19 protein-coding genes are annotated in these 25856 nt (G+C 58.7%); 8 read left to right on the top strand and 11 right to left on the bottom strand.

Annotated features, from left to right (window positions below; all coding sequences use genetic code 11):
- Positions 1–34 precede the first annotated feature (34 nt).
- Positions 35–1447 carry a glucuronate isomerase gene (gene uxaC / locus ACZ9IL_RS02595; protein WP_476002090.1) on the bottom strand — a complete coding sequence of 471 codons (1413 nt, stop codon included), beginning with the start codon at positions 1445–1447 and terminating at the stop codon, positions 35–37.
- Positions 1448–2144: 697 nt separating this feature from the next.
- Between uxaC and ACZ9IL_RS02600 the strand changes: the two genes are divergently transcribed.
- From ACZ9IL_RS02600 to ACZ9IL_RS02610, 3 genes are all read left to right on the top strand, one after another.
- Entirely contained in the window at positions 2145–3563 is a 1419-nt protein-coding gene (locus ACZ9IL_RS02600; RefSeq protein WP_476002091.1) for an MFS transporter, read from the top strand.
- A 27-nt stretch (positions 3564–3590) separates the two neighbouring features.
- Positions 3591–4895 (top strand): glycoside hydrolase family 28 protein, encoded by a 1305-nt coding sequence (locus tag ACZ9IL_RS02605; RefSeq protein WP_476002092.1) that lies wholly within the window; start codon positions 3591–3593, stop codon positions 4893–4895.
- 242 nt (positions 4896–5137) lie between these two features.
- The gene (locus ACZ9IL_RS02610) at positions 5138–6376 is read left to right on the top strand and encodes a glycoside hydrolase family 28 protein (RefSeq protein WP_476002093.1); all 1239 of its coding nucleotides are present in this window, start codon (positions 5138–5140) and stop codon (positions 6374–6376) included.
- Positions 6377–6708: 332 nt separating this feature from the next.
- On the opposite strand, the gene ACZ9IL_RS02615 is transcribed toward ACZ9IL_RS02610, so the two are convergent.
- Together ACZ9IL_RS02615 and ACZ9IL_RS02620 are read right to left on the bottom strand one after the other, a co-directional pair.
- Positions 6709–7437, bottom strand: coding sequence for an MgtC/SapB family protein (locus ACZ9IL_RS02615; RefSeq protein ID WP_476002094.1), 729 nt, complete (start codon positions 7435–7437; stop codon positions 6709–6711).
- Positions 7438–7635: 198 nt separating this feature from the next.
- Positions 7636–8016 carry a hypothetical protein gene (locus ACZ9IL_RS02620; protein ID WP_476002095.1) on the bottom strand — a complete coding sequence of 127 codons (381 nt, stop codon included), beginning with the start codon at positions 8014–8016 and terminating at the stop codon, positions 7636–7638.
- A gap of 517 nt (positions 8017–8533) precedes the next feature.
- Here ACZ9IL_RS02620 and ACZ9IL_RS02625 point away from each other — a divergent pair.
- The 5 genes from ACZ9IL_RS02625 (at position 8534) to ACZ9IL_RS02645 (ending at position 13160) form a co-directional block, all read left to right on the top strand.
- Positions 8534–8947 (top strand): YeeE/YedE family protein, encoded by a 414-nt coding sequence (locus ACZ9IL_RS02625; RefSeq protein ID WP_476002096.1) that lies wholly within the window; start codon positions 8534–8536, stop codon positions 8945–8947.
- An 11-nt stretch (positions 8948–8958) separates the two neighbouring features.
- On the top strand, positions 8959–9387 hold the full coding sequence (locus ACZ9IL_RS02630) for a DUF6691 family protein (protein WP_476002097.1): 429 nt from the start codon (positions 8959–8961) through the stop codon (positions 9385–9387).
- Positions 9388–9482: 95 nt separating this feature from the next.
- Positions 9483–10499 carry a lipoate--protein ligase A gene (locus ACZ9IL_RS02635; protein WP_476002098.1) on the top strand — a complete coding sequence of 339 codons (1017 nt, stop codon included), beginning with the start codon at positions 9483–9485 and terminating at the stop codon, positions 10497–10499.
- A 189-nt stretch (positions 10500–10688) separates the two neighbouring features.
- Entirely contained in the window at positions 10689–12383 is a 1695-nt protein-coding gene (locus ACZ9IL_RS02640) for a pyridoxal phosphate-dependent decarboxylase family protein (RefSeq protein ID WP_476002099.1), read from the top strand.
- Positions 12384–12707: 324 nt separating this feature from the next.
- Positions 12708–13160 (top strand): DUF6979 family protein, encoded by a 453-nt coding sequence (locus tag ACZ9IL_RS02645; protein WP_476002100.1) that lies wholly within the window; start codon positions 12708–12710, stop codon positions 13158–13160.
- A gap of 73 nt (positions 13161–13233) precedes the next feature.
- Here ACZ9IL_RS02645 and ACZ9IL_RS02650 read toward each other — a convergent pair whose 3' ends face one another.
- The 8 genes from ACZ9IL_RS02650 to xthA form a co-directional block, all read right to left on the bottom strand.
- A complete protein-coding gene (locus tag ACZ9IL_RS02650; RefSeq protein ID WP_476002101.1) occupies positions 13234–13860 on the bottom strand; it encodes a heme-binding beta-barrel domain-containing protein in 627 nt (208 codons plus the stop codon).
- Between the two features lie 469 nt (positions 13861–14329).
- Entirely contained in the window at positions 14330–14692 is a 363-nt protein-coding gene (locus ACZ9IL_RS02655) for a copper-binding protein (protein WP_476002102.1), read from the bottom strand.
- A gap of 19 nt (positions 14693–14711) precedes the next feature.
- The gene (locus ACZ9IL_RS02660; protein ID WP_476002103.1) at positions 14712–17858 is read right to left on the bottom strand and encodes an efflux RND transporter permease subunit; all 3147 of its coding nucleotides are present in this window, start codon (positions 17856–17858) and stop codon (positions 14712–14714) included.
- Positions 17855–19378, bottom strand: coding sequence for an efflux RND transporter periplasmic adaptor subunit (locus ACZ9IL_RS02665; RefSeq protein WP_476002104.1), 1524 nt, complete (start codon positions 19376–19378; stop codon positions 17855–17857). Before ACZ9IL_RS02665 ends, ACZ9IL_RS02660 begins: the two co-directional genes overlap by 4 nt.
- A 316-nt stretch (positions 19379–19694) precedes the next feature.
- A complete protein-coding gene (locus ACZ9IL_RS02670; protein WP_476002105.1) occupies positions 19695–20129 on the bottom strand; it encodes a hypothetical protein in 435 nt (144 codons plus the stop codon).
- A 172-nt stretch (positions 20130–20301) separates the two neighbouring features.
- The gene (locus ACZ9IL_RS02675; protein ID WP_476002106.1) at positions 20302–23430 is read right to left on the bottom strand and encodes an efflux RND transporter permease subunit; all 3129 of its coding nucleotides are present in this window, start codon (positions 23428–23430) and stop codon (positions 20302–20304) included.
- Positions 23431–23439: 9 nt separating this feature from the next.
- Entirely contained in the window at positions 23440–24624 is a 1185-nt protein-coding gene (locus tag ACZ9IL_RS02680) for an efflux RND transporter periplasmic adaptor subunit (RefSeq protein WP_476002107.1), read from the bottom strand.
- Between the two features lie 329 nt (positions 24625–24953).
- Positions 24954–25760, bottom strand: a complete 807-nt coding sequence (gene xthA, locus ACZ9IL_RS02685) for an exodeoxyribonuclease III (RefSeq protein ID WP_476002108.1) — start codon at positions 25758–25760, stop codon at positions 24954–24956.
- Between the last annotated feature and the right edge of the window lie 96 nt (positions 25761–25856).

The raw sequence follows: 25856 nt of genomic DNA on the forward strand, positions 1-25856 counted from the left end.
CTCACGGGGCGTCTTGCCCCTATGGTCCGGGGGATCAGTTCAATTCGATGGCGAAGTAGCGTCTGGCGTTGTCGAAACAGATGTGCTCGACCATGCGGCCGAGCAGCGCCAGATCGGCCGGTGCCTCGCCATCGGTAACCCAGCGCCCCAGCATGCGGCAGAGGATGCGGCGGAAGTACTCGTGACGGGTGTAGGAGAGGAAGCTGCGGCTGTCGGTCAGCATCCCCACGAAGCGACTCAGCAGCCCGAGCTGGGCGAGCTGGGTCAGCTGGCGCTCCATGCCGTCCTTCTGATCGTTGAACCACCAGCCTGAACCGAACTGCACCTTGCCGGGAATGCCGTCCCCCTGGAAGTTGCCGATCATGGTGCCGAGCACCTCGTTGTCGCGGGGATTGAGACAGTAGAGGATGGTCTTGGGCAGGCGCGACTGGCGGTCCTGAGCATCCAGCAGGCGGGAGAGCGCCTTGGCCACGGGGGCGTCGTGGATGGAGTCAAAGCCGGTGTCCGGCCCCAGCGTCAGCAGGCGGCGGCTGTTGTTGTTGCGCAAAGCACCGATATGGTACTGCTGCACCCAACCGCGCGCGTGGTACTGATCCGCGAGGAACAGCAGCACCGCCGTCTTGAACGCCGCCACCTCGTCTTGCGCCAGCGTCTGCCCGGCCAGCCGGCGCTGCAGCATGGCATCGAGTCGTTGCTCGTCGGCCTCGCCGTAGAGCACCTCATCGAGGGCGTGGTCGGCAATCTTGCAACCGTGGGCGGCAAAGTGGTCGAGGCGCAGGCTCAGGGCCTGGGTCAGAGCGGCGAAGGAGTGGATCTCGAGGTCGCAGACCTGGCCAAGTTGCTGCATATAGTCGGCGAAGCCCGCCAGCTCGATGTTGAAGGCCTTGTCCGGGCGCCAGCTCGGCAGCACCCTGGTAGCGAACGAGGGATCGGCGGCCAGGACGGCATGATGGCGCAGGTCGTCCACCGGATCATCGGTCGTCCCCACCATCTTCACGTTCATCTGTCTCATGATGCCGCGCGCCGAGAAGTCGGGGCGGGCCAGCTGGTCATTGCAGGTATCCCATACCTGGCGTGCCGTGTCCGGACCGAGCAGGAGCCCCTCCAGGCCGAAGGGGCGGCGAAGCTCCAGGTGTGTCCAGTGGTAGAGCGGGTTTCCGATCGTCTCCGGCACTGTGCGTGCCCAGGCTTCGAACTTGGCGTAGTCGTCGGCATCGCCGGTGCAGAAGTGCTCGTCCACCCCGTTGGATCGCATGGCCCGCCACTTGTAGTGGTCGCCCTTCAGCCAAATCTCATACAGGTTGGCGAACCTGTGATCCTCGGCGATCAGGGCGGGCGGCAGGTGACAGTGATAATCGAAGATGGGTTGCTGGGCGGCAAAGCCATGGTACAGCTGGCGTGCAAACTCGGTGTCCAGCAGAAAATCGTCGGTCATGAAGGCGTTCATTCAGCTCGCTCCGTGCAAGAGACGTTGGATACGGTAGTTGTTGGACCAATCATCCCTTTTGACTGACACCATTGTCTAGGCATCTCATTTCAAAAATACCGACCGGGTCACAAAAAGCCCACCATCCTGCCAATCGCGATGGGAGAGCCTTAGGGACCTCCCTTCATCGTTGACTCACCGAGTTGTTCTCATCGTGGGGGCTGAATGTCTGTGTTCGGCCATCCCCGGGCTATAGACCTGTAAAAGTGCTCGTTAGCCTCTACAGCCCTTATAAAGTGCGGGGCAGGTGGATTTTTCGATCATCCAGTCCTTCATCAGAACCCCAGTTGTCACCGTTGCCACCACATGGCAGTGGCTCTCCTGAAGAGTGCTGCATCCGGTACAAGGCCTTCTACACAGATCCGCTGCGCGAATGTATTTCATGAGCTGTCTTGTAAACCAAGTGATCTCTTTTTGATGATTTTGATGGTCTGGTCAATAGCGACAAGGTGATGTTCATCACGTATTTTGACTCAAAAAATCTCACTTTTTCGTTATGTGATACTCAGCAATAAATTCTTATGTCATACCAATTAGCCTCTCGCCATCAAATGTGTTGGACCAGCGTGGTTTTGGATTGAAATGGGTCCAACTAGTTACACCGACACTTGGGTCTTCCACACCCTAAACGTGAAAAAATGACAGGAGAGCTGGCAAGATGATTTCTGAAGCATTGGTTGATGAGAAGGTCAAAGCAACGCAGATAAGGCCATTTGGTATTCGAGATAAAATTGGCTATATGTGCGGTGACTTGGGGTCATGTTTTATCTTGGGCTTGGTTAATAGCTTTTTAATGATTTATTACACCAACGTACTCGGCGTCTCTGGCATCGTGGTCGGTTCGCTGTATTTTGGTACAAAGCTGTTTGATGCTTTTGTGGACGTTGGTGTCGGCCGCATGTGCGATACCTCGAAACTGACCGAAACGGGTCGGTTTAATCCATGGATCCGGCGCATGAAATATCCTTTCTGCGCCATTGCCGTGGTCTTGTTCCTGCCATTCGCGCAAGAACTCTCCTATGCGGGAAAAATTGCCTACATCTGCATCTCATACTTTGCCTACGGCGCCATCCTGTCGACAGTCAACATTCCTTATGGTGCTATGGCGGCCGCTATCAGTTCCAATACAAATGACCGCGTATCTCTCTCTACCTATAGAAGTGTGGGATCTGCGATTGGTGGTGGTACGACTGGTTTCTTTATTCCAATTCTGATGTACGCAACCCTCGCCGATGGCAGCCAGGTTATCTCTGGTGAGCGCTTCCTTTGGATCTCGGTTGGCTGCTCAATTCTTGCCTTTATTTTCCTGACGCTGACCTGCAAATTGACCACTGAACGGGTTCGTGTTGAAAAGAAAGAAAACGTCCCGGTTGCTCAGTTACTTAAAGGTATGCTCAAAAATAAGGCTTTGATTGTTCTGGTTGTTGTTGACTTGCTTATTGTAATCAATCAGGGTCTGTCCGGTACAAACATGACATACCTGTTCAATGATTACTTCCATGACAAGCAGGCTATGTCCATCGCATTGCTGTTTACCTTTGGTTCACTCGTTTTATTGGCACCTTCCGCCTCCTATTTGACGAAGCGATTTGGCAAGAAAGAGGCGAGTATTTGTGCGTTGCTATTCTCCGTCGTCATGTATTTGGTTATGTTTTTCTGTCAAATAACAGATGCGAGAGTTTATTTGGTCTTCCTGTTCCTGGCTACTCTGGGTGCTGGTTTGTTCAATCTCATGATCTGGGCATTTATGACGGATGTCTGTGATTATCACCAGTATGTCACTGGTGATCGTGAAGATGGAACCGTATATGGTGTGAACTTCTTTGCTAGAAAAATTGGCCAGGCATGTGCAGGCGGGATTGGTGGGTTCATGTTGGCATTAATTGGTTATCAATCATCATCAACCGGTGGTTCGGAGCAGAGCCTTGTCGTGCAAGAGCATATTTATACCATGGCAAATCTTATCCCGGCATTTTGCTTGTTTGCCTCAGCAATTGTATTGATTTACTTCTATCCATTGAACAAAGCCAAGACTCTGGAAATGGAAAAAGCACTGAATAAAATCAATGGCATTTAATCTGATTTAAATGAAAGGTTTTATGAAATGACAACACAACTCGATATCAAAGACTTTGGTGCAATCGGAAACGGAGTCGAAAAAGATACCCATGCCATTCAGCAAGCCATAGATCAGGCAGCGGAGAAAGGCATTCCCGTGGTTATCTCACAAGGAACCTACTTGGTCGGCTCGCTCTTCCTGAAAGAGGGCAGCAATGTAAGGTTTGAGGAAGGGGCCACTCTGCTGGGATCTAAAGACATCGCCGATTATCCAGAAATTCATACAAGGGTTGCCGGTGTTGAGATGCTTTGGCCGGCAGCACTATTGAATGCTATCGCTGTAAATAATGTAGAAATTTCCGGCAATGGCATTATTGATGGGCAAGGGCGCCACTGGTGGGAACTCTATTGTGGCACCGATATGAATGGTGGTCTGCGAGTCGACTATGACAAGAAAGGTCTGCGTTGGATTGCCGATTATCTGGTCAAGCGTCCGAGAGCTTGCTTGGTCTATGAGGCCGAAAATATCAAGGTATCTGATGTTACCTTCCTGCGCGCCGGTTTTTGGAATTTGCAGATCACTTATGCGAACAACGTCTTGGTTCGTAATGTAAAGATCAGTGATAACCATGGCCCAAGTACCGATGGTATCGACATCGACTCATCCACCAATGTGCGTGTCACCGAGTGCGAAATATCTTGCGGTGATGACTGTATCGTCATCAAGTCTGGTCGTGATGGCGATGGCTTGCGGGTGGGAAAAATCGCGGAAAACATCGAGATAGATAACTGCAAAATCAAATCCGGTTATGGGGTCACGTTGGGCAGCGAAGTCAGCGGTGGCATCAGAGGCGTTCATGTTCATGACATCGAATATGAGAATTCAGATTGTGGTCTACGTATGAAGTCCTCCAAAGAACGTGGCGGCTTTATTGAAGATGTCATCGTAGAAAATCTGCATATGCGGAATGTACAATTCCCGTTCTCATGGATCATGGACTGGCATAATTCTTACAATAGAAAACTGTTCGATAATATTGATGAGCTGCCTGAAATGTGGCAGGCCGTGGCCAGACAAATACCCGAAGACCAGCAGATGACCAAAGTGCGCAATATCAGCATCGCCAATGTCAAGGCGACCCTGGATGTTGATTATGCGCTACCGGCCAGAGCCTTCGATCTGGTCGCCTTCGCCGAGAAGCCGATGGAGGACATCCGGTTCAGCCAGTGTCGTATTGAGGCCAAAGAGTTCGGACGCATCATCGCTGTCAATGGTCTGAGTTTTAATGAAGTCATTGTTTCCATTGCTGGTGAGAATGATGCGACCAATGATACATTTGACAACCGCTAGTCGCCTTTAAGTACCTTGCAGCGTTCTGGTTAGCACAAGACACCGGTCTCGAACCGGTGTCTTTATTGTATTGCTATCATGCACAAATTTTTCATTATTAATTTAAATCACTCTTTAACCGAGAGCATTGTGTTCACTCACCATCGGTGCACTGACTAACCACCGAGTGATTTTATTGCCAATAGCCAGAGCAAAGATGTCTATATATTGCATTTCAATTAATTTATAAGTTAGGTGAAGAGATGAAACTTGTTGATTATGGAATTGTTGGTGATGGCACGATAGCAGAAACTGTGCTCTTGCAGCGGGCTATTGATGATTGTCATGGCAGCGGTGGTGGTCGGGTTGTCATCGAAACCGGGATGACAATTTTGACCTCGACACTCTATTTGAAAGAAAATGTAGAATTACATATAGAGGCGGGCGCAGAAATAAAAGGTGTTGAGGGATATGATAACTATCCAACATTAAATGCGCCTGGCACTGGAGTGTTCAAGGCCTTGATATATGCCAAGGATCAAAACAACATTCAGATTACTGGATATGGCAAGATAAATGGCAATGGTACCAGTTTTATTATCGAAGACTTGCAGTATATTTATGCTCTAAAAGGAGAGCCACGAGTTACCCTGATATATATCGAACATTGCAGCAATCTGGTCATCTCAGATATCACAATCTACAATTGCGCCTACTGGACCATTCACCCGGCAGGCTGTGATGGCGTTTACATTCGTGATATAAAAATATTGCAGGATTTGAAAATGCCGAATGCCGATGGGATAGATCCTGATCATTGCAAAAATGTCATCATCAAGGGCTGTCATATCGAGAGTGGTGACGATTGCATTGTTATCAAAAATACTCATTACAACAAGCACTATGGTGGTACCCATAATGTTGTGGTGAGTGATTGCGTACTCATTTCCACCTCCGCCGGTTTCAAAATAGGAACGGAATCACACGGTGATTTCCATAACATTTCCGTCAGCAATTGTGTCATCTCTGATTCCAACAGAGGGCTTTCTATTCAGTTAAGAGATTCTGGAAATGTCAGCAATATCATTTTTTCAAACATAGTCATCAATACCCGGCGGTTTCATGACAAGTGGTGGGGGAAAGGAGAACCTATTGCGATAACGGCTTACCCTAGAAATGATAATATCGAGGTTGGTACGATTGAAAAAATCATGTTTTCCAACATAATATGTAACTCGGAAAACGCCATATTTGTTTCTGGTGACGAGGGTAAAATAAGCGAAATCTATTTCAATCAAATTCACCATGAAATAAAAATTAAGAGTAGATGGACCGAGCATTATTATGACCGGCGACCAAGTATGGGCGAGGAACATGCGGGGCTATTTAAAGGTGAGTTGGTTGGCATGTATACCTCAAATGTTTCTAATCTGCATATCAGGGATTACATGTTCAAGAATAAAGAGATAAAAAAATATAATGAGGAACACGGCGATCATTGATATGGATCGAACTGATAAAAGCACCGCTGAAAAAGCGCATTTTCTGTGGTTTACAACGAGGTGAGTTGTCCGTAGAGGCACCCTGTTGCCTGCTCCCGCCAGCCCGCCAGCCCGCCAGCCCGCCAGCCCGCCAGCCGTGAGTCGATGACCAGGTCATGTTTGCTCTGATCGCATGGACAATCGATTATCCCAATACCTGCTCAGATGCAGATCTCTCGGCCAGGGTTGGTGGAGGCTGTGAGCGTCAATCGTTGATCATTTGACACGCAGCAAACCCCGCCAGCCGTGGCGGGATTTGCGGCTTGCGCGTACAGGCACACGCAGGTGTCGCCTCAATCCGTGGTGCTGGTGCGCCAGAAGATTTGTTTGATACGGGGGTGTTCCCCGAGCGTCTTCATCAGGGCATCCAGCTCCTCGCCATCGATGGAGGTGGCGAGCAACACCGCCGAGATCTCCAGATCATGTTCTCCGAACGGCTCGATATCCAACTCGCTCAGGGGGTAGTTGGCCTGCTCCAGCATCTGCTCGAGCCAGGGCAGCACTTCCTTCTGATGGGTACGGCGGATGAGGGCCGTGACGCGGTAGGTCACCTCGGTATCGGTATTGTCCACCGGGTGGCGGTTGATCTGATTGACCAGGGGGCGCAGCAGGGTGTTGGCGGCCAGCACGAACAGGGCACCGAGGATGGCCTCCATGGCGAGTCCGGCCCCGCTGGCGGCGCCCACGGCGGCGACACCCCAGAGGGTGGCGGCGGTGTTGATGCCGCGAATGTTGCCGGATTCGCGCATGATGACGCCAGCGCCGAGGAAGCCGATGCCGGAGACGATGTAGGCGATCACATGGACTACGCCATAGCTGCCGCCGTGCAGGTCATAGATGCGCTGGGCCAGGTTGACGAACAGCGCCGCCCCCACGGCAACCAGCACGTTGGTGCGAAGGCCTGCGGTACGCTGGCGATACTGGCGCTCCAGTCCGACCAGGCTGCCCAGCACGAAGGCCAGCAGCAGGCTGGCCAGGGTGTCGAGCAGGGAAATAATGTCTATCTGTTGCCACATTCTCATGGCGTACTCCTTCTGGATGAGTGATGGCCTTCGGGGACTGAATATGATGCATCCTGTCGGATGCGTTGATGAAGGACACGCGGGTGAAAGCCATCGCTGGAAATAACTATGGATGCATGTCACGCCTTGCACTCAGGCTCCGGGACGAGTGAGTGAAAGGGTCAGATTGAGCGGGGCCAACCTGGTTGGCCCCTTGATTTAATTGAGCGCCGACTCCCCATCGCGCCGCGGGCGCAGCTCCCAGCGTACCGGGTGAGCGACCCCGACTTGATGCACGAACTGCACCAGATAGCGGCGCTGGGGCGGGGTGCAGTACAGGTTGAGTATCAGCTCCCGCCCACCGTGGCGCCCCGGCCTCAGGGATTGCAAGGGGCTCAGTCCTGCGGGTTGCAGGGTATGGGCCACCATCTCCAGCACCTGCTCCAGCTCGGCGCGATCCTGGCAGCGGATCTGCAAACGGTAGTGATGGCGCCGTTGCCTGGTGCGCAGCCAGCGTGGCAATGAACCAAGGCCCAGCCTGCTCAGCAGGGAATGAGTGCCGGATTGTGGTGAAACGGATTGTGTTGAAACAAAGCGCATAGCAGCCTCCTTGTGGGAAGCAGAAACTATGCAGGCAAGGTGTCCGCAGGCCTGAACCCGGGTCACTTGACGTCAAGTGTAAAAAAGAGAAAGGGAGGAAGTGCTCGCTTCTCGCAGGGTGGCGAGAGCACGGCAGAACAAGTGCTGCGGCTATCTCGCGACCGGGGTGCCGACGAACAAGGTCGGCCTGCTACTGTCACTTGATGAGTTGCCCACTGATGGTCTCCGCTGTTGATGAACGGCCAAATGGTAACGATCCACCGCCCGCAGGTAAAGCCTTGTCCTCTTTCTGTAACATCTGGATACACGTTTGCCAGTCAGCCATGCGCTTATTGGCAGGGTGTTTGTCGTCCCTGGAACGCCTTTGAATTAGTTATTGCTAATGTTTTGCCCGACAGTAGAATGACCCAACATCAGTAACTGCTAATTTATTCTGAAACTCGCTGATACCGGACCCGGCAGCCAGTCCATGGCGATCGGCTGTGGCCTTTCGATGATCCCGATACGAGGAGCCCTGATGTTAGAGATCCAATGGTTGCACGCCCTGGGTGGCGGCATGCTGATCGGAGTGTCGGCGCTGATGTTGATGCTGTTCAATGGCCGGGTCGCTGGCATCAGTGGCATTCTGGGCGGTGCCCTGCAACACCGGGAGGCCTGGCGTTGGCTCTTCCTGCTGGGTCTGGTCGGGGGAGGCGGGCTGGCCTTTGGCCTCGGCTGGGTGAGCCTGCCCACCCTGGCGGTTCTGCCCGCCTGGCCCTGGGTTATCTTGGCGGGGCTGCTGGTCGGTATCGGTACCCGCCTTGGCAATGGCTGCACCAGCGGCCACGGCATCTGCGGGGTGGGGCGGTTGTCGCGCCGCTCCCTCGTTGCCACCCTCGTCTTCATGGCAACCGGCATCATGACCGTGTTTGTCAGCTGCCATCTGTTGTGAGGAGAACTGAGATGACACTGCTGATCAGCCTGTTGTCCGGCCTGCTGTTCGGGCTCGGCCTCGCGATCTCCGGCATGGTGGATCCGGCGCGGGTGCTGGGCTTTCTCGATGTGGCCGGGGCCTGGGATCCCAGCCTGGCGTTCGTGATGGGGGGCGCCTTGCTGGTGTTTATGCCGGGTTATTTCTGGCTGGTGAAAGCCCGCAGCCAGAGTCTGCTGGGGGAAGCCTGTTCACCGTCTCCATCCCAACGGCTGGATGGCCGCTTGCTGGCCGGATCGGCGTTGTTCGGGATAGGTTGGGGGTTGGCCGGGATTTGCCCGGGCCCGTCCCTGAGCCTCCTCACCGGTGGCCAGCCCATGATCTGGCTGTTCGTGGCCGCCATGGTGGCAGGTGTCCTGCTGGTAGACAGGCTCTGGCCCTGGTGGCAGCGTCGTTCCTGACCCCTCGTAGCCCATGCCTGCCGATGGCAAGAAGGCCCCGCATTGCGACCCAAGGTGGTATTATCGGGGCCCCATCGACTCGACAAGGCTTGCCCATGCACCCTCTGCGCCTGCTCATCTCTGATTCTCACGATCCCCTGTTCAATCTGGCGGTGGAGGAGTGCATCTTCCGCCAGATGGATCCCGCCCAGCGGGTGCTGTTCCTGTGGCGCAACGCCAATACCGTGGTGATCGGCCGGGCCCAGAACCCCTGGAAGGAGTGCAACACCCGCCGCATGGCAGAGGATGGGGTGACCCTGGCCCGGCGCAGCAGCGGCGGTGGGGCCGTGTTCCACGATCTCGGCAACAGCTGCTTCACCTTCATGGCGGGCAAGCCCGGCTATGACAAGAGCCTCTCCACCGCCATCGTGCTGGATGCCCTGACGCGGCTGGGGGTGGAGGCCTTCGCCTCCGGTCGCAACGATCTGCTGGTGGCGACCCCTGACGGGGATCGCAAGGTGTCGGGCTCGGCCTACCGGGAGACCCATGATCGCGGTTTTCATCACGGCACCCTGCTGCTCGATGCCGACTTGAGTCGCCTCGCGAACTACCTCAACCCGGATCCCAAGAAGCTGGCGGCCAAGGGCATCACCTCGGTGCGCAGCCGGGTCGCGAACTTAAGCGAATTGCTGCCGGGGATCAGCCATGAGTGGGTCGTCACCGCGCTCAGCGATGCCTTCTTCGCCCATCATGGGGAGCGAGCCCAGGCCGAGCATATCTCCCCCGAGCAGCTGCCGGACTTGCCGGGGTTCGCCGAGACCTTCGCCCACCAGCGCAGCTGGGAGTGGAACTTCGGCCATGCGCCGGCGTTCAGCCATCAACTGGACGAGCGCTTCGGCTGGGGCGGGGTCGAGTTGCACTTCGATGTGGAGAAGGGGCTCATCGGCCGGGTGCAGATCTTCAGCGACAGCCTGGATCCGGCACCGCTGGATGCGCTGGCCGAGCGGCTGCCGGGCACGGCCTATAGACCCGAGGCGATCGTGGCGTTGCTGCAACAACTGATGGGGAATTTTCCGGCCCAGAGCACCGAGTTGACTGAGCTCAGCGACTGGTTGGTAGCGGCCCTGCGCTGAGATGTGATGATGGGAGGGCTTGACCCGGATCACGAAACGGCATGAGACCGTCCGGGGTCGCCCCTCCCCAACCCTTGCTACGTCTGGGGCATGATAAAAAGTAGGGCAGGCCATTAGATATTGTCGCTGTCTCAAATGCAGCCTCAGCGGTATAAACAGGTCACCTCTGTAGTACTAAATGGTAATAAAATGAGTGACTTGGTTTATCTGAAAGATGACGGCGTCAATGCCGTCTCCCCCGCATTCGCCGCCCGCTTCGCCACCGTCAAGGCCCACTATTTCTCCCGCAACCCCGAGCTATGGCCGGTGTTTCGCGAACCCGGCTTCGCCACCCTCAACGAATTTCGTGCCCGTGGCCTGGCGCCGGATGCACGGCTGAACGCCTGGCCGGACGGCCGTGCCCGTCTCGCGGATCTCTGCGAGACCATGCCGGTACCGCAAGCCATGCGTGCGCCGGGCGAGCCAATGACGGAGTTGCTGTTCGCCGGGGCTCTGTCCAAAGACTGGGAGAACCCCGCCAGCGTCGAGAACGTCATCACCATGTCGGCGGATCCCGCCATCTACGGCGCCCAGATGGGCATACTCGCGAACCCCAACCTGGTCTACTCCGAGTACGCCGGGGTGGCCGAGGAGCTGGAGAAGAAGGTGGTGCGCCAGATTGCCCTGCTGGCGGGGTTTGATCCGGCCCGCGCCACCGGCATCTTCACCCAGGGCGGGACCTTCTGTAACCTCTATGGCTACCTGCTCGGCATCCGCAAGAGCCTGCCGGAAGCCAAGCACAAGGGGCTCGGGCACTATCAGGACTACCGCATCATCAACTCCCAGGGCGGCCACTACTCCAACATCACCAACCTCTCCCTGCTCGGGGTGGACATCGAGCACAAGACCATCCGCATCCAGGTCGGGGAGAACAACGACATCGATCTGCTGGATCTCGAGCGCACCCTGACCGCCTGCTTCGCCTTGAAGCACGTGGTGCCCACCATCATGCTGACCATGGGCACCACCGACACCTTCGGGGTGGATCAGGTGAAACCTGTGGTGAAGCTGCGGGATCGGTTGTGCGAGCGGTTCGAGGTGGCGGTCAAGCCCCACATCCACGTGGATGCCGCCATCGGCTGGTCGATGATCTTCTTCCTGGATTACGACTTTGCCGCCAACCCGCTCGCCATCAACGCCGCCACCCTGGCGGGGATAGAGCGCAACGTGGCGCGCTTCGCCGAGCTGAAATACGCCGACTCCTTCACCGTCGATTTCCAGAAGTGGGGCTATGTGCCTTACACCTCCAGCCTGGTGATGATCAAGGAGCAGGATGACCTCAAGGCGATGGAGAACGATCCCGAGAACTTCTCCTACTTCGAGCGGGACATTCAGGGTCAGACGCACCTGCAGTCCACCATCGAGTGTTCCCGCGGGGCAAGCGGGCTGTTCGGTGCCTATGCGGCGCTCAATTACATGGGGGTGGAGGGCTATCGCACCGTGCTGGCGCACTGCCTGCAAAATGCCAACTACTTCCGTTATCAACTGAGCCAGCTCGGCAACGTCAAGCTGGTGGCCCAGGAGAACCAGGGGCCGAGTGTGGGTTTCAAGATCTACAACCCCGAGTGGGTGCAGGATCCGGAGGCCGAGTTTGCCTTCGAGCTGGCCCGCACCGGCGATGCGGCCTACAAGGCGCGGCTGCAACGCAACACCGACTATCACCGCAGCCTGTTCAAGCATCGCGGCAAGGTCGGGCTCTTCACCAACTGGGTGGAGGCGGTGGCGCACTCGGAGTACGACGAGCGCGGCAAGTACTCCTACATCGCCGGGGAGAAGGCGGTGTTCATGAACCCGGCCTGTGGCCGCGAGCAGATCGACGCCTTCATCGCCCACATTCGCGGTTGATCGTCGGCTTGCCCGCCGCCTCTCACCCGGCAAAGGAGCCGAGTGAGAGGCGGCTCTCGTCACCAATATGCCGGGATGAATCATCCTGGCATATTTCGTTGACGTCATCAGGGAAATCTATATTGCTACGGCATCACCAGCAAATTCTATCACCTGATTCAAACCATTTTTTATGATAAACCGCCAATCATTGTTTTAGATCAAGTGCAGTTTTTTATTGCAGCTGTCTCAGCCTGCAATAGAAAAAGGCGATGGTCACAATAGATAATTAAATGATCGCAACCATGAGGCTGTCTTTTATGATAGGCGAAATGAGAGGTGCTGATGATTATCTATGGAAAGTATGGTGGTGCGGCGTTAAGAGCGGTTCATCTTATGGTGCAATATAATCATGATCATGTCACCGCATGGGATATCGCCATACTTGAAGCCTTCGGTGAATGCTCGACAGTGAAGAAGTTCAAGAATAATCCCAAGGTCACCTTTCTGACGCTCTGCAGTTTGGGAGTGATCGGCTGTGTGCTACCCATTTGTTACCCTTCGGCGGAAAAAACTAAAAACTATGTGATCAGCGCGCTGAGTTTGCTGTCCAAAAAAGATATGTCTAAACCGATTGATCCGGATGCGTTATGGCTGGAGGTAATAAGAGACTGCAAGGTGTTGAAGCCATTGCGACATAATAATCAGATGGATGTCATATTAACCCTGTGGTATTCAAACATCCTCTGTATCGACCCGCTCGGAGCGGGTGCCAGACTAGAGCTGGATGTGCTGTGATGACGATCCCATTAAAATGATTCAGGCATGAAAAGCCAGGGTGAACCGTACCTTGGCTTTTCATTTTTCGGGGTTATTTTACCCGGGACAGGGCGCCGCTATCCGTGTGCGAAAAGGGGTTGCCGTAGATGTTCAGACTGGTGGTCTGGGTGTACTTCAGCAAGTCTTTCTCCGAGAAATCCAATGACATAACGAGATCTGTCGTGGTGCCATTGGCGCTCATGTAGTCACTTTCCGCGAGGCTTCTCTTGCCGGTTTTAAAGTCGATCTTGTTGCCAGCCCTGCCCTCAATGACGGCGCAGACGGCCCGGGGGATGCAGTATGAGTTGTAGACGACTTGATTCTTTTTATCGTAAATCAGATAGCCGCGCTGATCATGGAATTTTCCATTGTCTCTCTTTCGAAACACTTCCTGCTTGTAATACATGGCTACCAAATATTGATCGCTGGCATTTTTGGCGTCGGCGGCGGGTTCAAAGGTCATGACCTCATAATAGGGCTCGACGGCCGGCCCCCCTTTGCCGGCTTTGCTACCTTCTTGACCCGGTGCAACGTCGACGCCGCCAGCTTCAACGCTCTTCCAGGTGCCCGCCAGGGAGGCGAGAGGACCAAAATCGAGACCATTGATGATGTTGTCAGTTTGCGCATAAGCCATGGATGAGCTTGCCAGTAGCATCGCTGATATTAAATGCTTGTTCATAAAACTCCCATTGGAAATATATAGTTATTTTTATGCTCGTTCATTAAGCGAGTCGAATTTATAAGGGGGGTTATTTTTCGTCAATGAAGATTATGCAGCCTCGTTCATTTTTGTGAGAGGGGATATGTTTTTAAGGGAGCGTAAAAACAGGCTTTGATTTAAAACAAAATATTGATGAGTTGAATTAAATCACAGGTTGATGTGGATCAAAATATGATTATTGTTGGCCCATGCAGCATGGATATTGCCTGGCAATGTGATGCCGTTAGTGATAATCAATGGTGCTATATATGTGAGCACACTGTCTGGGTGTGATTCATTCTAGCAAGAGGAATACCAATTTCATTTCATCGTGAGATCGAATACGAGGCATTGTCTATATATCGTGGTCATTGCCGGGCGGTGGACCATGATGCCGAGATCATGATAACGGAGGCGGGATGACCCGCCTCTCTGGATGGTTGACCGTTCAGTGTTTCTGCAAGCGGGTCAGGGTCAGCTTGCCGGCCGGGTTCTCGGCGTGGAAGCTGACCGCATCCCCGACCTCGAGCCCCTCCAGCAGGGCCGGGCTCGCCAGCAGGAATACCATGTTCATGGGGGGCATCTTGAGGTTGGCGATGGCCTCGTGCTTGATCCCCAGCTTGCCGTTCGCGGCGTCGATGCGGGTGATGACTCCCCTGGTCATCGTCTGCGAGCCCTCCATCCCCGTCATATCCATCTCGCCCATCTGGGCCATGTCGTGTCCCTGGTGGCTCATCATCTCTTCGGCCTGTACGCCGGTGTGGGTAGCGAGGCCGAGCAGCAGGGTCAGTGTCAACGTCTTGTAGTTCATGATGTTTTCCTTCAGTTGTTTAGTCGAAACCGGTTGTGGATTCGGGTGATTCGGCCTGCTCGGGGGCCAGGCTGCGGCGACGCCACAGATAGAAGGCCGCGGGCAGCACCAACAGGGTCAGCACCAGCGCCGTCACCATGCCGCCTATCATGGGAGCGGCGATGCGCTGCATCACTTCGGAGCCGGTGCCGTGGCTCCACATGATGGGCAACAGGCCGGCAATGATGGTCACCACCGTCATCATCTTGGGGCGCAGGCGCAGGGCGGCGCCCTGAATGACGGCGTCATGCAAGCCTTGCAGCGTGGGTTTGCCACGGGCGACGAGATCGTCCCAGGCGTGATTGAGGTAGACCAGCATCAGCACGCCGGTCTCCACCGCCACCCCGGCCAGGGCGATGAAGCCAACCCCCACTGCCACCGAGAGGTTGAAGTCGAGCAGCCAGACGGTCCAGATCCCGCCCACCACGGCGAGCGGCAGGGTGGTGAGGATGAGCAGCACCTCCTGGGCGCGGCGAAACGCCAGATAGAGCAGCAGCACTATGATGGCGAGGGTGAGCGGCACCACGTAGGCGAGGCGTGCCTTGGCCCGCTCCATGTATTCGTACTGACCGGACCAGCTGAGGGCATAGCCCGCCGGCAGCACCAGCTGCTTGTCCACCTCGGCCTTGGCCTGCGCCACGAAGGTGCCGATGTCCCGATGGCGGATATCCACGTAGACCCAACCGTTGAGGCGCGCATTCTCGCTCCTGAGCATGGGGGCCTCGTCGCTGATGTAGACCCGGGCCACGTCTGACAGGGCGATGCGCTCTCCCTTGGGGGTCACCAGCGGCAGCAACTCCAGGCTCGCCACCGAGTCGCGGTAGCTCTGGGGATAGCGCAGGTTGATGGGATAGCGCTCGCGTCCCTCTATGGTCTGGCCCACCTCCATGCCACCGACCGCGGTGGCGAGCACCGCCTGCACCTCGGCGATGTTGAGGCCGTAGCGGGCCGCCTTGAGCCGGTCGATGTCTACCTTGACGTAGCGGCCGCCGGCAACCCGTTCGGCGTAGACCGAGGCCGCCCCCTCCACCTTGCCGACGATCTGCTCGAGTTGCTGGCCGATCTGCTGGACCACCTTGAGATCGGGCCCCGCTATCTTGATGCCGACCGGGGTCTTGATGCCGGTGGCCAGCATGTCGATGCGGGTCTTGATCGGGGGCACCCAGGCGTTGGTGAGGCCGGGGAAGCGGATCAGGGCATCGAGCTCCTCCTTCAGCTTCTCCGGGGTCATGCCGGGACGCCACTGGTCACGGGGTTTGAGCTGGATGCTGGTCTCCATCATCACCAGGTCGGCAGGATCGGTGGCGCTGTCGGCGCGGCCAGCCTTGCCGAACACGTTCTGCACCTCGGGCACGGTGCGAATGAGCTTGTCGGTCTGTTGCAGGATCTCTCGCGCCTTGCCCACCGAGATGTTGGCCGCGGTAGTGGGCATGTACATGATGTCCCCCTCATCGAACGGCGGTATGAACTCGGAGCCCAGATATTTCAGCGGCCAGAAGCCGATCACGGTCACCGCCAGCGCCAGCGCCAGGGTCGCCTTGGGGCGGGCCAGCACGGCGTTGAGCAGCGGGATATAGGCCTGGCTCAAGCCACGGTTGAGCGGATTCGCCTGCTCTGCCAGCACCTTGCCACGGATGAAGTAGCCCATGATGACGGGTACCAGCGTGATGGAGAGGCCGGCCGCCGCCGCCATGGCGTAGGTTTTGGTGTAGGCCAGCGGGTGGAACATGCGTCCCTCCTGCGCTTCCAGGGCAAACACCGGCAGAAAGCTCATGGTGATGATGAGCAGGGAGAAGAAGATGGCGGGGCCCACTTCTATGCTCGCTTCCGTGATGATGCGCCAGCGGTTCTTGTCGGTGAGTGCCTCCCGCTCCATGTGCTTGTGGACGTTCTCTATCATCACGATGGCGCCATCCACCATGGCGCCGATGGCGATGGCGATGCCGCCGAGCGACATGATGTTGGCGTTGATCCCCTGCAGGTGCATGACGATGAAGGCCACCAGGATGGCGATGGGCAGGGTGATGACCACCACCAGAGAGGATCGCAGGTGGAACAGGAAGGCCAGACAGACCAGCACCACCACGGCGAACTCCTCGATGAGCTTGCCGGAGAGGTTGTCGATGGCGCGCTGGATAAGGTCGGATCTGTCGTAGACGGTGACCACCTCCACCCCGTCCGGCAGGCTGGATTTCAGTTCGGCGAGCCGGGTCTTGACCCCGTCGATGGTGTGCTGGGCGTTCTCGCCATAGCGCATGACGATGATGCCGCCCACCACTTCTCCCTCGCCGTTGAGCTCGGCGATGCCCCGTCGGCTCTGGGGGCCGGTGACCACGTCCGCCACGTCACCCAGCAGCAGGGGGGCGCCTCGCACGCTGGTGCCGAGCGGGATCTGTTTCAGATCATCCACGCTCTTGAGGTAACCGTTGGAGCGCACCATGTACTCCGCTTCCGCCATCTCGATGACGGAGGCGCCGGTCTCCTGATTGCCCTGCTCGATGGCGGTCTGGATGAGGGAGAGCGGAATGCCGTAGGCGCGCAGCTTGTCCGGGTCGACCCGGACCTGATACTGGCGCACCATGCCGCCCACGGTGGCGACCTCGGAGACCCCGTTGACCGTCTGCAGCTCGTATTTCAGGAACCAGTTCTGCAGGGAGGTGAGCTCGCTGAGATCGTGCTTGCCAGTTCTGTCTACCAGCGCGTACTGGTAGACCCAGCCCACCCCGGTGGCATCGGGGCCGAGCTGGGGACGGGCCGAGGCGGGCAAGCTGGGGGCCACCTGGCTCAGGTACTCCAGCACCCGGGCGCGGGCCCAGTAGAGATCGGTGCTGTCGTCAAACAGCACATAGACGAAGGAGTCGCCGAAGAAGGAGTAACCGCGCACCGTGGTGGCGCCCGGCACCGCCAGCATGGCGGTGGTGAGCGGGTAGGTGACCTGATCCTCCACCACCTGGGGCGCCTGGCCAGGGTAGGACGTCTTGATGATCACCTGCACGTCGGAGAGATCCGGCAGGGCGTCCACCGGGGTCTGTTTGACCGACCAGAGCCCCCAGGCGGAGAGCATCAGCGTGAGCAGCAGCACCAGGAAGCGGTTGCCGACGGACCAGCGGATAATCGACGGAATCATGATTTGGCTCCCATCTCGGGCATATTCATCTGGTGCTGGCTATGGTCCATACCTTCCATGCCCTGCATGTCATCTTTGGCAGGCGCGGCCTTGTTGGCCGGGGCATCCTCAACATGGATATTGACGATCTTGTACTCATCCCCCTCCTGTTCGACCTGCAGGTGCAGGGCCTGACCCTGCTTCAGCCGGCTGATATCGACCCCGTCCGCGACGGTGAAGTCCATCTCCATGGCGGGCCACTGCCACTCGGGGATCGGCTGGTGGCTGACGCTCAAGATCCGGCTCGCCAGATCCAGGGTCTGGATCTCCCCCTGGGTCCAGACTTGCTGCGGCCGCACAGCCGTCATGCGCTGGAAGTCTGAGTCGATGCTGGATTCCGAGTCGAGCAAAAATTGCGCCGAGCTGACGATGCTGTCACCGGGCTCCACTCCGCCGAGGATGGCAACCTTGTCGCCAAACTGGGGGCCGAGCGTGACCGCCACCGACTTGAAGCCGCCATCCCCCAGCGCCAGCACCAGCCGGTCCTGGCTGCCGGTGCGGATCACCGCCTCGCTCGGTACCAGGGTTTGGGGCGCGCCGTTGCCGCTCTGGATGCTCACCTTGGCGAACATGTTGGGTTTGAGGAACTCGTCCGGGTTTGCGAAGCGCAGCCGTACCTTGAGGGTGCGGGTGGCCGCGTCCAGGGTGGGGTAGAGGTAATCCACCTTGCCCTGCCAGCGGCGGCCGGGGGCGTAATCCAGGGTCATGGTGACGGGATCGCCGACCTTGAGCTGGTCGGCCTGGCGCTCGAACACCTCGGCGCTGACCCACACCTGCTTGAGGGTGCTGATGTTGAACAGGGCGGCGGCGGGCTCCACGTATTGGCCCTCGCGCACCTTGAGCTCGGAGACATAACCGCTGCTCGGGGCATAGATGCGGATGGTCTCGCTCACCTGACGGGTGCGCTTGAGGGCGGCTATCTGATCCGCCGGCACCTGCAAGGATTTGAGCTTGCCCTCGGCGGCGCGCAGCAGCAGCGGGTTGCTGGTGCCCAGTGCCAGCAGGTATTCATGCTGGGCGTTGACCAGATCCGGTGCGTAGAGCTCATAGATGAGGCTGCCCCTTGTCACCTTCTGACCCTCATTCTTGATGGCCAGGGTGCGGATCCAGCCTGCCATGCGGGCGTTGACGGCCTCCAGCCGCTCCTCGTCATAACCCACGTAGCCCACCGTCTCGATCTGCTGGTGGATGGGCAACCGCTCCACCTTGGCGAGCCGTACCCCCAGGTTCTGCTGGATCTCGGGGCTGATGGTGACGGTGCCGGGGGAGCCGCTTTTCTGTTCTTCATAGACGGGGATGAAGTCCATCCCCATGTTGTCCTTGGCGGGGCCATCACGCCGATCGCGGGGATCCATGGGATTGACCCAGTAGAGCGGGGCCTTCTCGGCCGTGGCGTCAGCACCGCTCTGTTTGGCGGCCCAGTAACCGCCACCGGCCCCGAGGGCAAGCAGCAGGGCGGACATCAACAGGGTCTTGTTCATAGCGGGCCTCCGACGCAGACAGTGCAGGAGGGCAGGGCGCACGATGGCGCGGCAAGGTTGGCTGATGACATGACATCTTCTCTTCTGTCAGGCCGCGAGCGCTGAGGAGGTGAGTGGCTCGGCGCAACCCTCATGGGCTGGCACCGTCACGACGACCGGAACAACAGGCTGGGCGGCAAACGGGGCGTCACTGACGAGTCAGCAGACGCACGGCTCCTTGCGCCCTCGGGGCATGGCCAATCAGGGCAAGGTCAGGCAAGGCGCGGGATCCCGGACAGGGACAAGCCTTGCATCGGGCACGCAGGAGAAGATCTTTCTAATGGCGTAGCACAGAGAGCATCAGATGCCGTCTGGGCCAGGAAGGGGGGTGAGTACCGCGCAGGCGCAGGAGAGGATCCCGCAACCAGTGATCCAGCGCCATGGTGAGCGCTCGGAGTTGCAACAACAGGGGGAGGACGAGCAGGGTCAGCAGTGCCGCCAGCAGGAGCAGGCCGCTGCCGCCGGGGGAGGTGAGGCCGCCGTGCATCTGGCAGTTCCCCTGGCTCATGGTCGCGCTGGGCTGTCCGTCATCGCCGGTATGGCAGGCGAGTCCCTGCATGGCGGACGTCTCTGCGCCTGTGCCCATCACCAGATTGGCCGCAGTGGCATCCGTCACGCCATGCCAACTGACGCAGAGCGTGAGATTGCAGACGAGCACCAGCGCCAGCAACAGCCGGGCGATAAGCTCTGTGGGCAATCTGGATGACAACATGGATGGCTTCCCTGTGACGGATGTGGGGAATGTAAACCTTCCCGAAAGGAGAAGGTCAAGGTTTGGCACCGGCGGGCCGCGCAATATGTGATGGCAGACAGGGACTTGGGGCTGGTGCGGGTCGCCAGGGCGGGGATAAGCAAGCCCCCGCATGGGCGGGGGCTTGTCATTTTTAGTGTGTTTCCTTTGGCGCGGGGCCCTCTTTTCGCTCCGCCCGCCGCATGATGAGGCGGAAGAAGAGCGGAATGAAGAAGGTGGCGATGAAGGTCGCCGCCAGCATACCGCCTATCACCGGCCAGCCGAGGGCATGGCGGCTCGCGGCACCGGCCCCGCTCGAGGTCACCAGCGGCACACAGCCGAGAATGAAGGCCAGCGAGGTCATGATGATGGGGCGAAAGCGCAGTCGCGCCGCCTCCAGCGCCGACTCGATGAGGCTCATCCCCTCCTCGTGTTTCATCACCGCGAACTCCACGATCAGGATGGCGTTCTTGGCGGCGAGGCCGACCAGCGTCACCAAGCCTATCTGGAAGTAGACGTTGTTGGTGAGCCCCACCGCCCAGGTGGCGAGCAGGGCGCCGAACAGGGCGAAGGGCACCGCCGTGATCACCGCGAAGGGCAGGCTCCAGCGTTCGTACTGGGCCGCCAGGATGAGGAAGATCATCACTATGCCGAAGCCGAACGCGGTGCCGGCGCTGCCGGCTGCGGCTTTTTCCTGATAGGCGGAGCCGGTCCACTCCAGTTTGGCGTCGTTGCCCAGGGTATCGTTTGCCACGGCCTCCAGGGCGGCGATGGCCTGACCCGAGCTGTAGCCCGGCGCCGGCTGGGCCATGATCTTGGCCGCCTGGAAGATGTTGAAGCGCTCCACCAGTTCGGGGCCTGTGCTGTCACGCACCGTCACCAGGCTGCTGAGCGGGATCATCTCCCCCTTGTTGGAGCGCACATAGACGTTGCTGATGTCGCTCTTCTTGGCGCGGTAGTCCGCCTCGGACTGCAACTGAACCCGGTAGGTGCGGCCGAACTGGTTGAAGTCGTTGACGTAAACCTGGCCGAAGGTGGCCTGCATGGTGTCAAACACCGCATTGATGGGCAGCCCCAACGCCTTGGCCTTCTCCCTGTCGAGATCCAGGTAGACCTGGGGCACGTTGGCACGGTAGGTGGTGGTGACGCTGGCGAACTCGGGACGCTGCTTGGCCACCTCGACGAAGCGCTGTACCTCGCCGGAGAAGGCCTGAGCATCGCCGCTGCTGCGGTTCTGCAGATAGGCCTCCAGCCCGCCGGTGGTGGACATGCCGGTGATGGGCGGCGGATTGAAGGGGGCGACAAAGCCATCCGCCAACCCCATCAGGCTCATGCCCTGGAAGGTCTTGGCCAGGGAGAAGGAGTCCTCGCCGGTCCCCTGGCGCTCGCCCCAGTCCTTGAGGGTGATGAAGCTGATGCCGCTGTTGCTGATGACGGCGTTGGAGAGGATGTCGAAGCCCGCGAAGGTGATGACGTCCTTCACGTTGGGGTTCGCCATCACCATCTTGTCGAAGTCGTCGGCCACCGCCTGGGTGCGGGTGAGGGCGGCCGCATCCGGCAGCATGACGGCGGAGAGCAGGTAGCCCTGATCTTCGTTCGGTACCAGCTCCCCCGGCACCTTCATCAGCAGACCGTAGATGGCGACCAGGATCAGCCCGATGATGGTGAACGCGACCCCGACCCGGCGGTTGAGGAAGGCGACCCCGCGCACGTAGCGGCGGGTCAGGCCGTCGAAGGCGTTGTTGAACCAGACGAAGAAGCGGGCCGGCTTGTGGTGGCCCTCTTTGAGCAGCACGGCGCACAGGGCCGGCGACAGGGTCAGCGCCACCAGGCCGGAGATGGCCACCGACACCGCCACCGTGATGGCGAACTGCTTGTACATCACCCCGGTCATGCCGCCCATGAAGGCGACCGGCAGGAACACGGCGCACAGTACCAGCACGATGGCAACCACCGGGCCCGATACCTCCTGCATGGCGAGGATGGCGGCCTCCTTGGGGGAGCACTTCTTCTCCTGCATGATCCGCTCGACGTTCTCCAGCACGACGATGGCGTCATCCACTACGATGCCGATGGCGAGCACCATGCCGAACAGGGTCAGCAGGTTGATGGAGAAGCCGAGCATCAGCATGCCGGCGAAGGTGCCGATGAGGGAGACCGGCACCGCGATGCAGGGGATCAGGGTGGCCCGGAAGTTCTGCAGGAACAGGTAGACCACCACGAACACCAGCACTATGGCCTCGAACAGGGTGGTGACCACCTCCTCGATGGAGATCTTCACGAACTCGGTGGTGTCGTAGGGGATCTGGTACTCGATGTCCTGGGGGAAGCGCTCCTTGAGCCGCGCCATGGTGGCGTGCACCTGATCCGCGACCGCCACGGCGTTGGCCCCCGGCTGCAGGTAGGTGGCGACGCCGATGGCGGGCTTGCCGTTGGACTTGGCCAGCAGGTCGTAATCCTTGCCGCCGAGCTCGACCCTGGCCACGTCTTTGACCCGGATCTTGGAGCCATCCGGCATGGAGCGGATGATGATGTCCTGGAACTCGCGGACATCCTCGAGCCGCCCCTTGGTCTGCACCGTGTAGGTGAAGTCGACGGGGGCCGTGGTGGGTTGGGCGCCGATCTTGCCCGCCGCGAACTGGGTGTTCTGCTCGCGGATGGCGCCGATCACGTCGCTCGGGGTGAGCTCGAGCTGGGCCAGCCGGTCCGGTCGCAGCCAGATGCGCATGGCATAGTCGGTACCGCCGAACAGGGTGGTGTCACCGACCCCGGGGATGCGCTTGAGCTCATCAATGATGTTGAGCAGGGCATAGTTCGACAGATAGGTGGTGTCGAAGGTGCCGCCGGGGGATTGCAGGGTGACTACCTGCAGGATGGAGGTCGACTTCTTCTTGACCGTCACCCCCTGCTTCTTCACCTCTTCCGGCAGCTGGGCCATGGCCGCGCTGACTCTGTTGTTGACGTTGATGGTGGCCTGATCCGGATCCGTTCCTATCTCGAAATAGACGTTGAGGTTCATCTGGCCGTTGGAGGCGGAGCCGGACTGCATGTAGAGCATGTCCTCCACCCCGTTGATCTGCTGCTCCAGCGGCGCCGCGACCGTCTGGGAGATCACCTCGGGGGTGGCGCCGGGGTAGAAGGCGGTGACCGACACCACGGGCGGGGTGATTTGGGGATACTGCTCGATGGGAAGGGCGCGCATGGCCGCCAGCCCCCCGATCACGATGATGATGGAGATCACGCTGGCGAAGATGGGGCGCTCGATGAAGAACTTGGAAAACATGGGCGCTCCTTACTTGCCGGCGGCTTGCTGGGTGAGCTGGGCCTGAATCGCCTTCATCTCGGCGGCGGAGACCGGCTTGACCACGGCGCCGGGTCGAGCCTTCATCAGCCCCTCGACGATGTAGCGCTCACCGGGCGCGAGGCCGCTGTCGATCAGCACGCCGCCGTCCACGCTCTGGCCGAGTTTGACCGGGCGCGGCACCACCTTGTTGGTCTCGTCCACCACCATCACCATGCGGTCGGCCTGGGACTGAACGATGGCCCGCGGCGGCACCAGGATGGCGTTCTTGCGCAGGCCTAGCTCGATGGTCATGCGCACGAACTGGCCGGGCAGCAGCTTGCCCTCCTTGTTGTCGAAGATGGCGCGGGCACGGATGGTGCCGGTCTGGGGATCGACCCTGTTGTCGGAGAAGTTCAGCTTGCCCACCTGGGGGTAGCGGGAGCCGTCCGCGAGGCGGATATGGGTGTGCCAGCTGTTGGCGTCGAAGGCCTCCAGCTTGCCGCTCTTCACCGCGCTCTCGAAGTTGAGGCGATCCTGCTCCGAGTAGGAGAAGTTCACATAGAGCGGATCGAACTGGGTGATGGTGGTGAGCAGACCGCTGTCGCCGCTGGTGGAGATGAGGCTGCCCTCGGACTGGGAGCTCTTGCTCGCCATGCCGCTGATGGGGGCGGTCACCTGGGTGTAGCTGAGGTTGAGCTCCGCCTCCTTCACCTTGGCCTGGGCGGCCTGATGGCTAGCGATGGCGGCCTCGTAGTTGGCGATGGTGGTGTCATAGTCCTGTCGGCTCACTACCTGACGCTGGTAGAGCGGGATGATGCGATTGCGATCGGCCAGGGCCTTGTTGAGACGGGCCTGCTCCTGAGCCAGGGTGCCCTTGGCCTGCTCCAGCGCCACCTGATAGGGGGCGGGATCGATGAGGAACAGCGCCTGGCCGGCGGTGACCGGCTGACCCTCGATGTAGGTGCGCTGCAGCAGGATGCCGCTCACCCGGGAGCGCACGTCGATTTCGCGAAAACCGGCGGTCTCGCCGACCATCTCGGTAGTCAGCGGGACGTCGGTCAGCTTGACCTCGGCCACCACCACCGGTACCGGCGGCAACACCTGGGCCTTGCCATCCGTTTCGCCGCCACAAGCCGTCAGCACGCCGGCCAACGCCAGGGCGATGCCGGCCCGGCGCAGCTGTGCGCAGCCCATGCCAGGCCTGGGTGTTTGTCCGTCGGTCTGCTCTCCCTGCAACCCTGGGACCTGATTGTTAACAAACTTTATTAGCGACATACCTGAAAATTAACCTTTTGTTATACATGCTGTTTTTCATATTAAGGTTGCGAAGTTGAACTGGAGCTGTTGGCAGCCTCAGGTGTCAGCTCCAAACAGGATCGGCGCGGGGAAAAAGGGCGAGGGACGCGACGGTTTATGGCAGGGGCGGCGGGGAGGGTGGGGCAATGAAAAGGGGACCATGATGGTCCCCTTTTCTGATCGGATGAGGCGGTCTCAGAATGGCCGCCAGATCGGACGTCAGGTCATCAGGCGAAGCAGGCCCAGATGGGGGCGTGATCCGAGGGTTTCTCGATGCCGCGCAGCTCGTAGTCGATACCGGTCTCGGTCACTTTGTCCTTGAGCGCGTTGGACGCCAGGATGAGGTCGATGCGCAGACCCCGGTTCTCGTCGAAGCCTTTGGAGCGGTAGTCGAACCAGGAGAAGCGCTCGCACTCGGTGGGATTGGCGGCGCGGAAGGTGTCGGTCAGGCCGAAGCCCTTGAGCCGCTCCATCCACTCGCGCTCGATGGGCAGGAAGGAGCACTTGCCATCCCGCAGCCAGCGCTTGCGGTTCGCCTCGCCGATGCCGATGTCGAGGTCGGTGGGGGAGATGTTCACATCGCCGATCAGCACCAGCTGATCGTCCGGGCTGTGGTGGGTCTCGAGGTAGTGCTGCAAGTCCTCGTAGAACTTCTGCTTGGCCGGGAACTTGGTCTCGTGATCCTGGCTCTCCCCTTGCGGGAAATAGCCGTTCATCACCTTGATGATGGAGCCGTCTTCGCGCTTGAAGCTGGCCATGATCATGCGGCGCTGGGCATCTTCTTCGTCGGTGGGGAAGCCTTTCTGTACGTCGAGCGGCGGCTGCTTGCTCATGATGGCGACCCCGTAATGGCCCTTCTGGCCATGGAACACCACGTGATAGCCCATGGCCTCCACGTCGGCCACCGGGAAGGCGTCGTCGTGCACCTTGATCTCCTGCAGGCCGATCACGTCCGGCTGATGCTTGTCGATGATGGCTTGCAGCTGATGAGGACGGGCGCGCAGGCCGTTGATATTGAAAGAGATGATCTTCATGTCCGGGATGCTCATGTCGTTTTTATTAGCCGCTATTGGACTAGGAATCCGCCGTGGATGCAAGTTCCGGGGGTTGTGCCCGGCGCCGCTCTTGAG

The sequence above is a fragment of the Aeromonas sp. TECH754 genome (assembly GCF_056279295.1).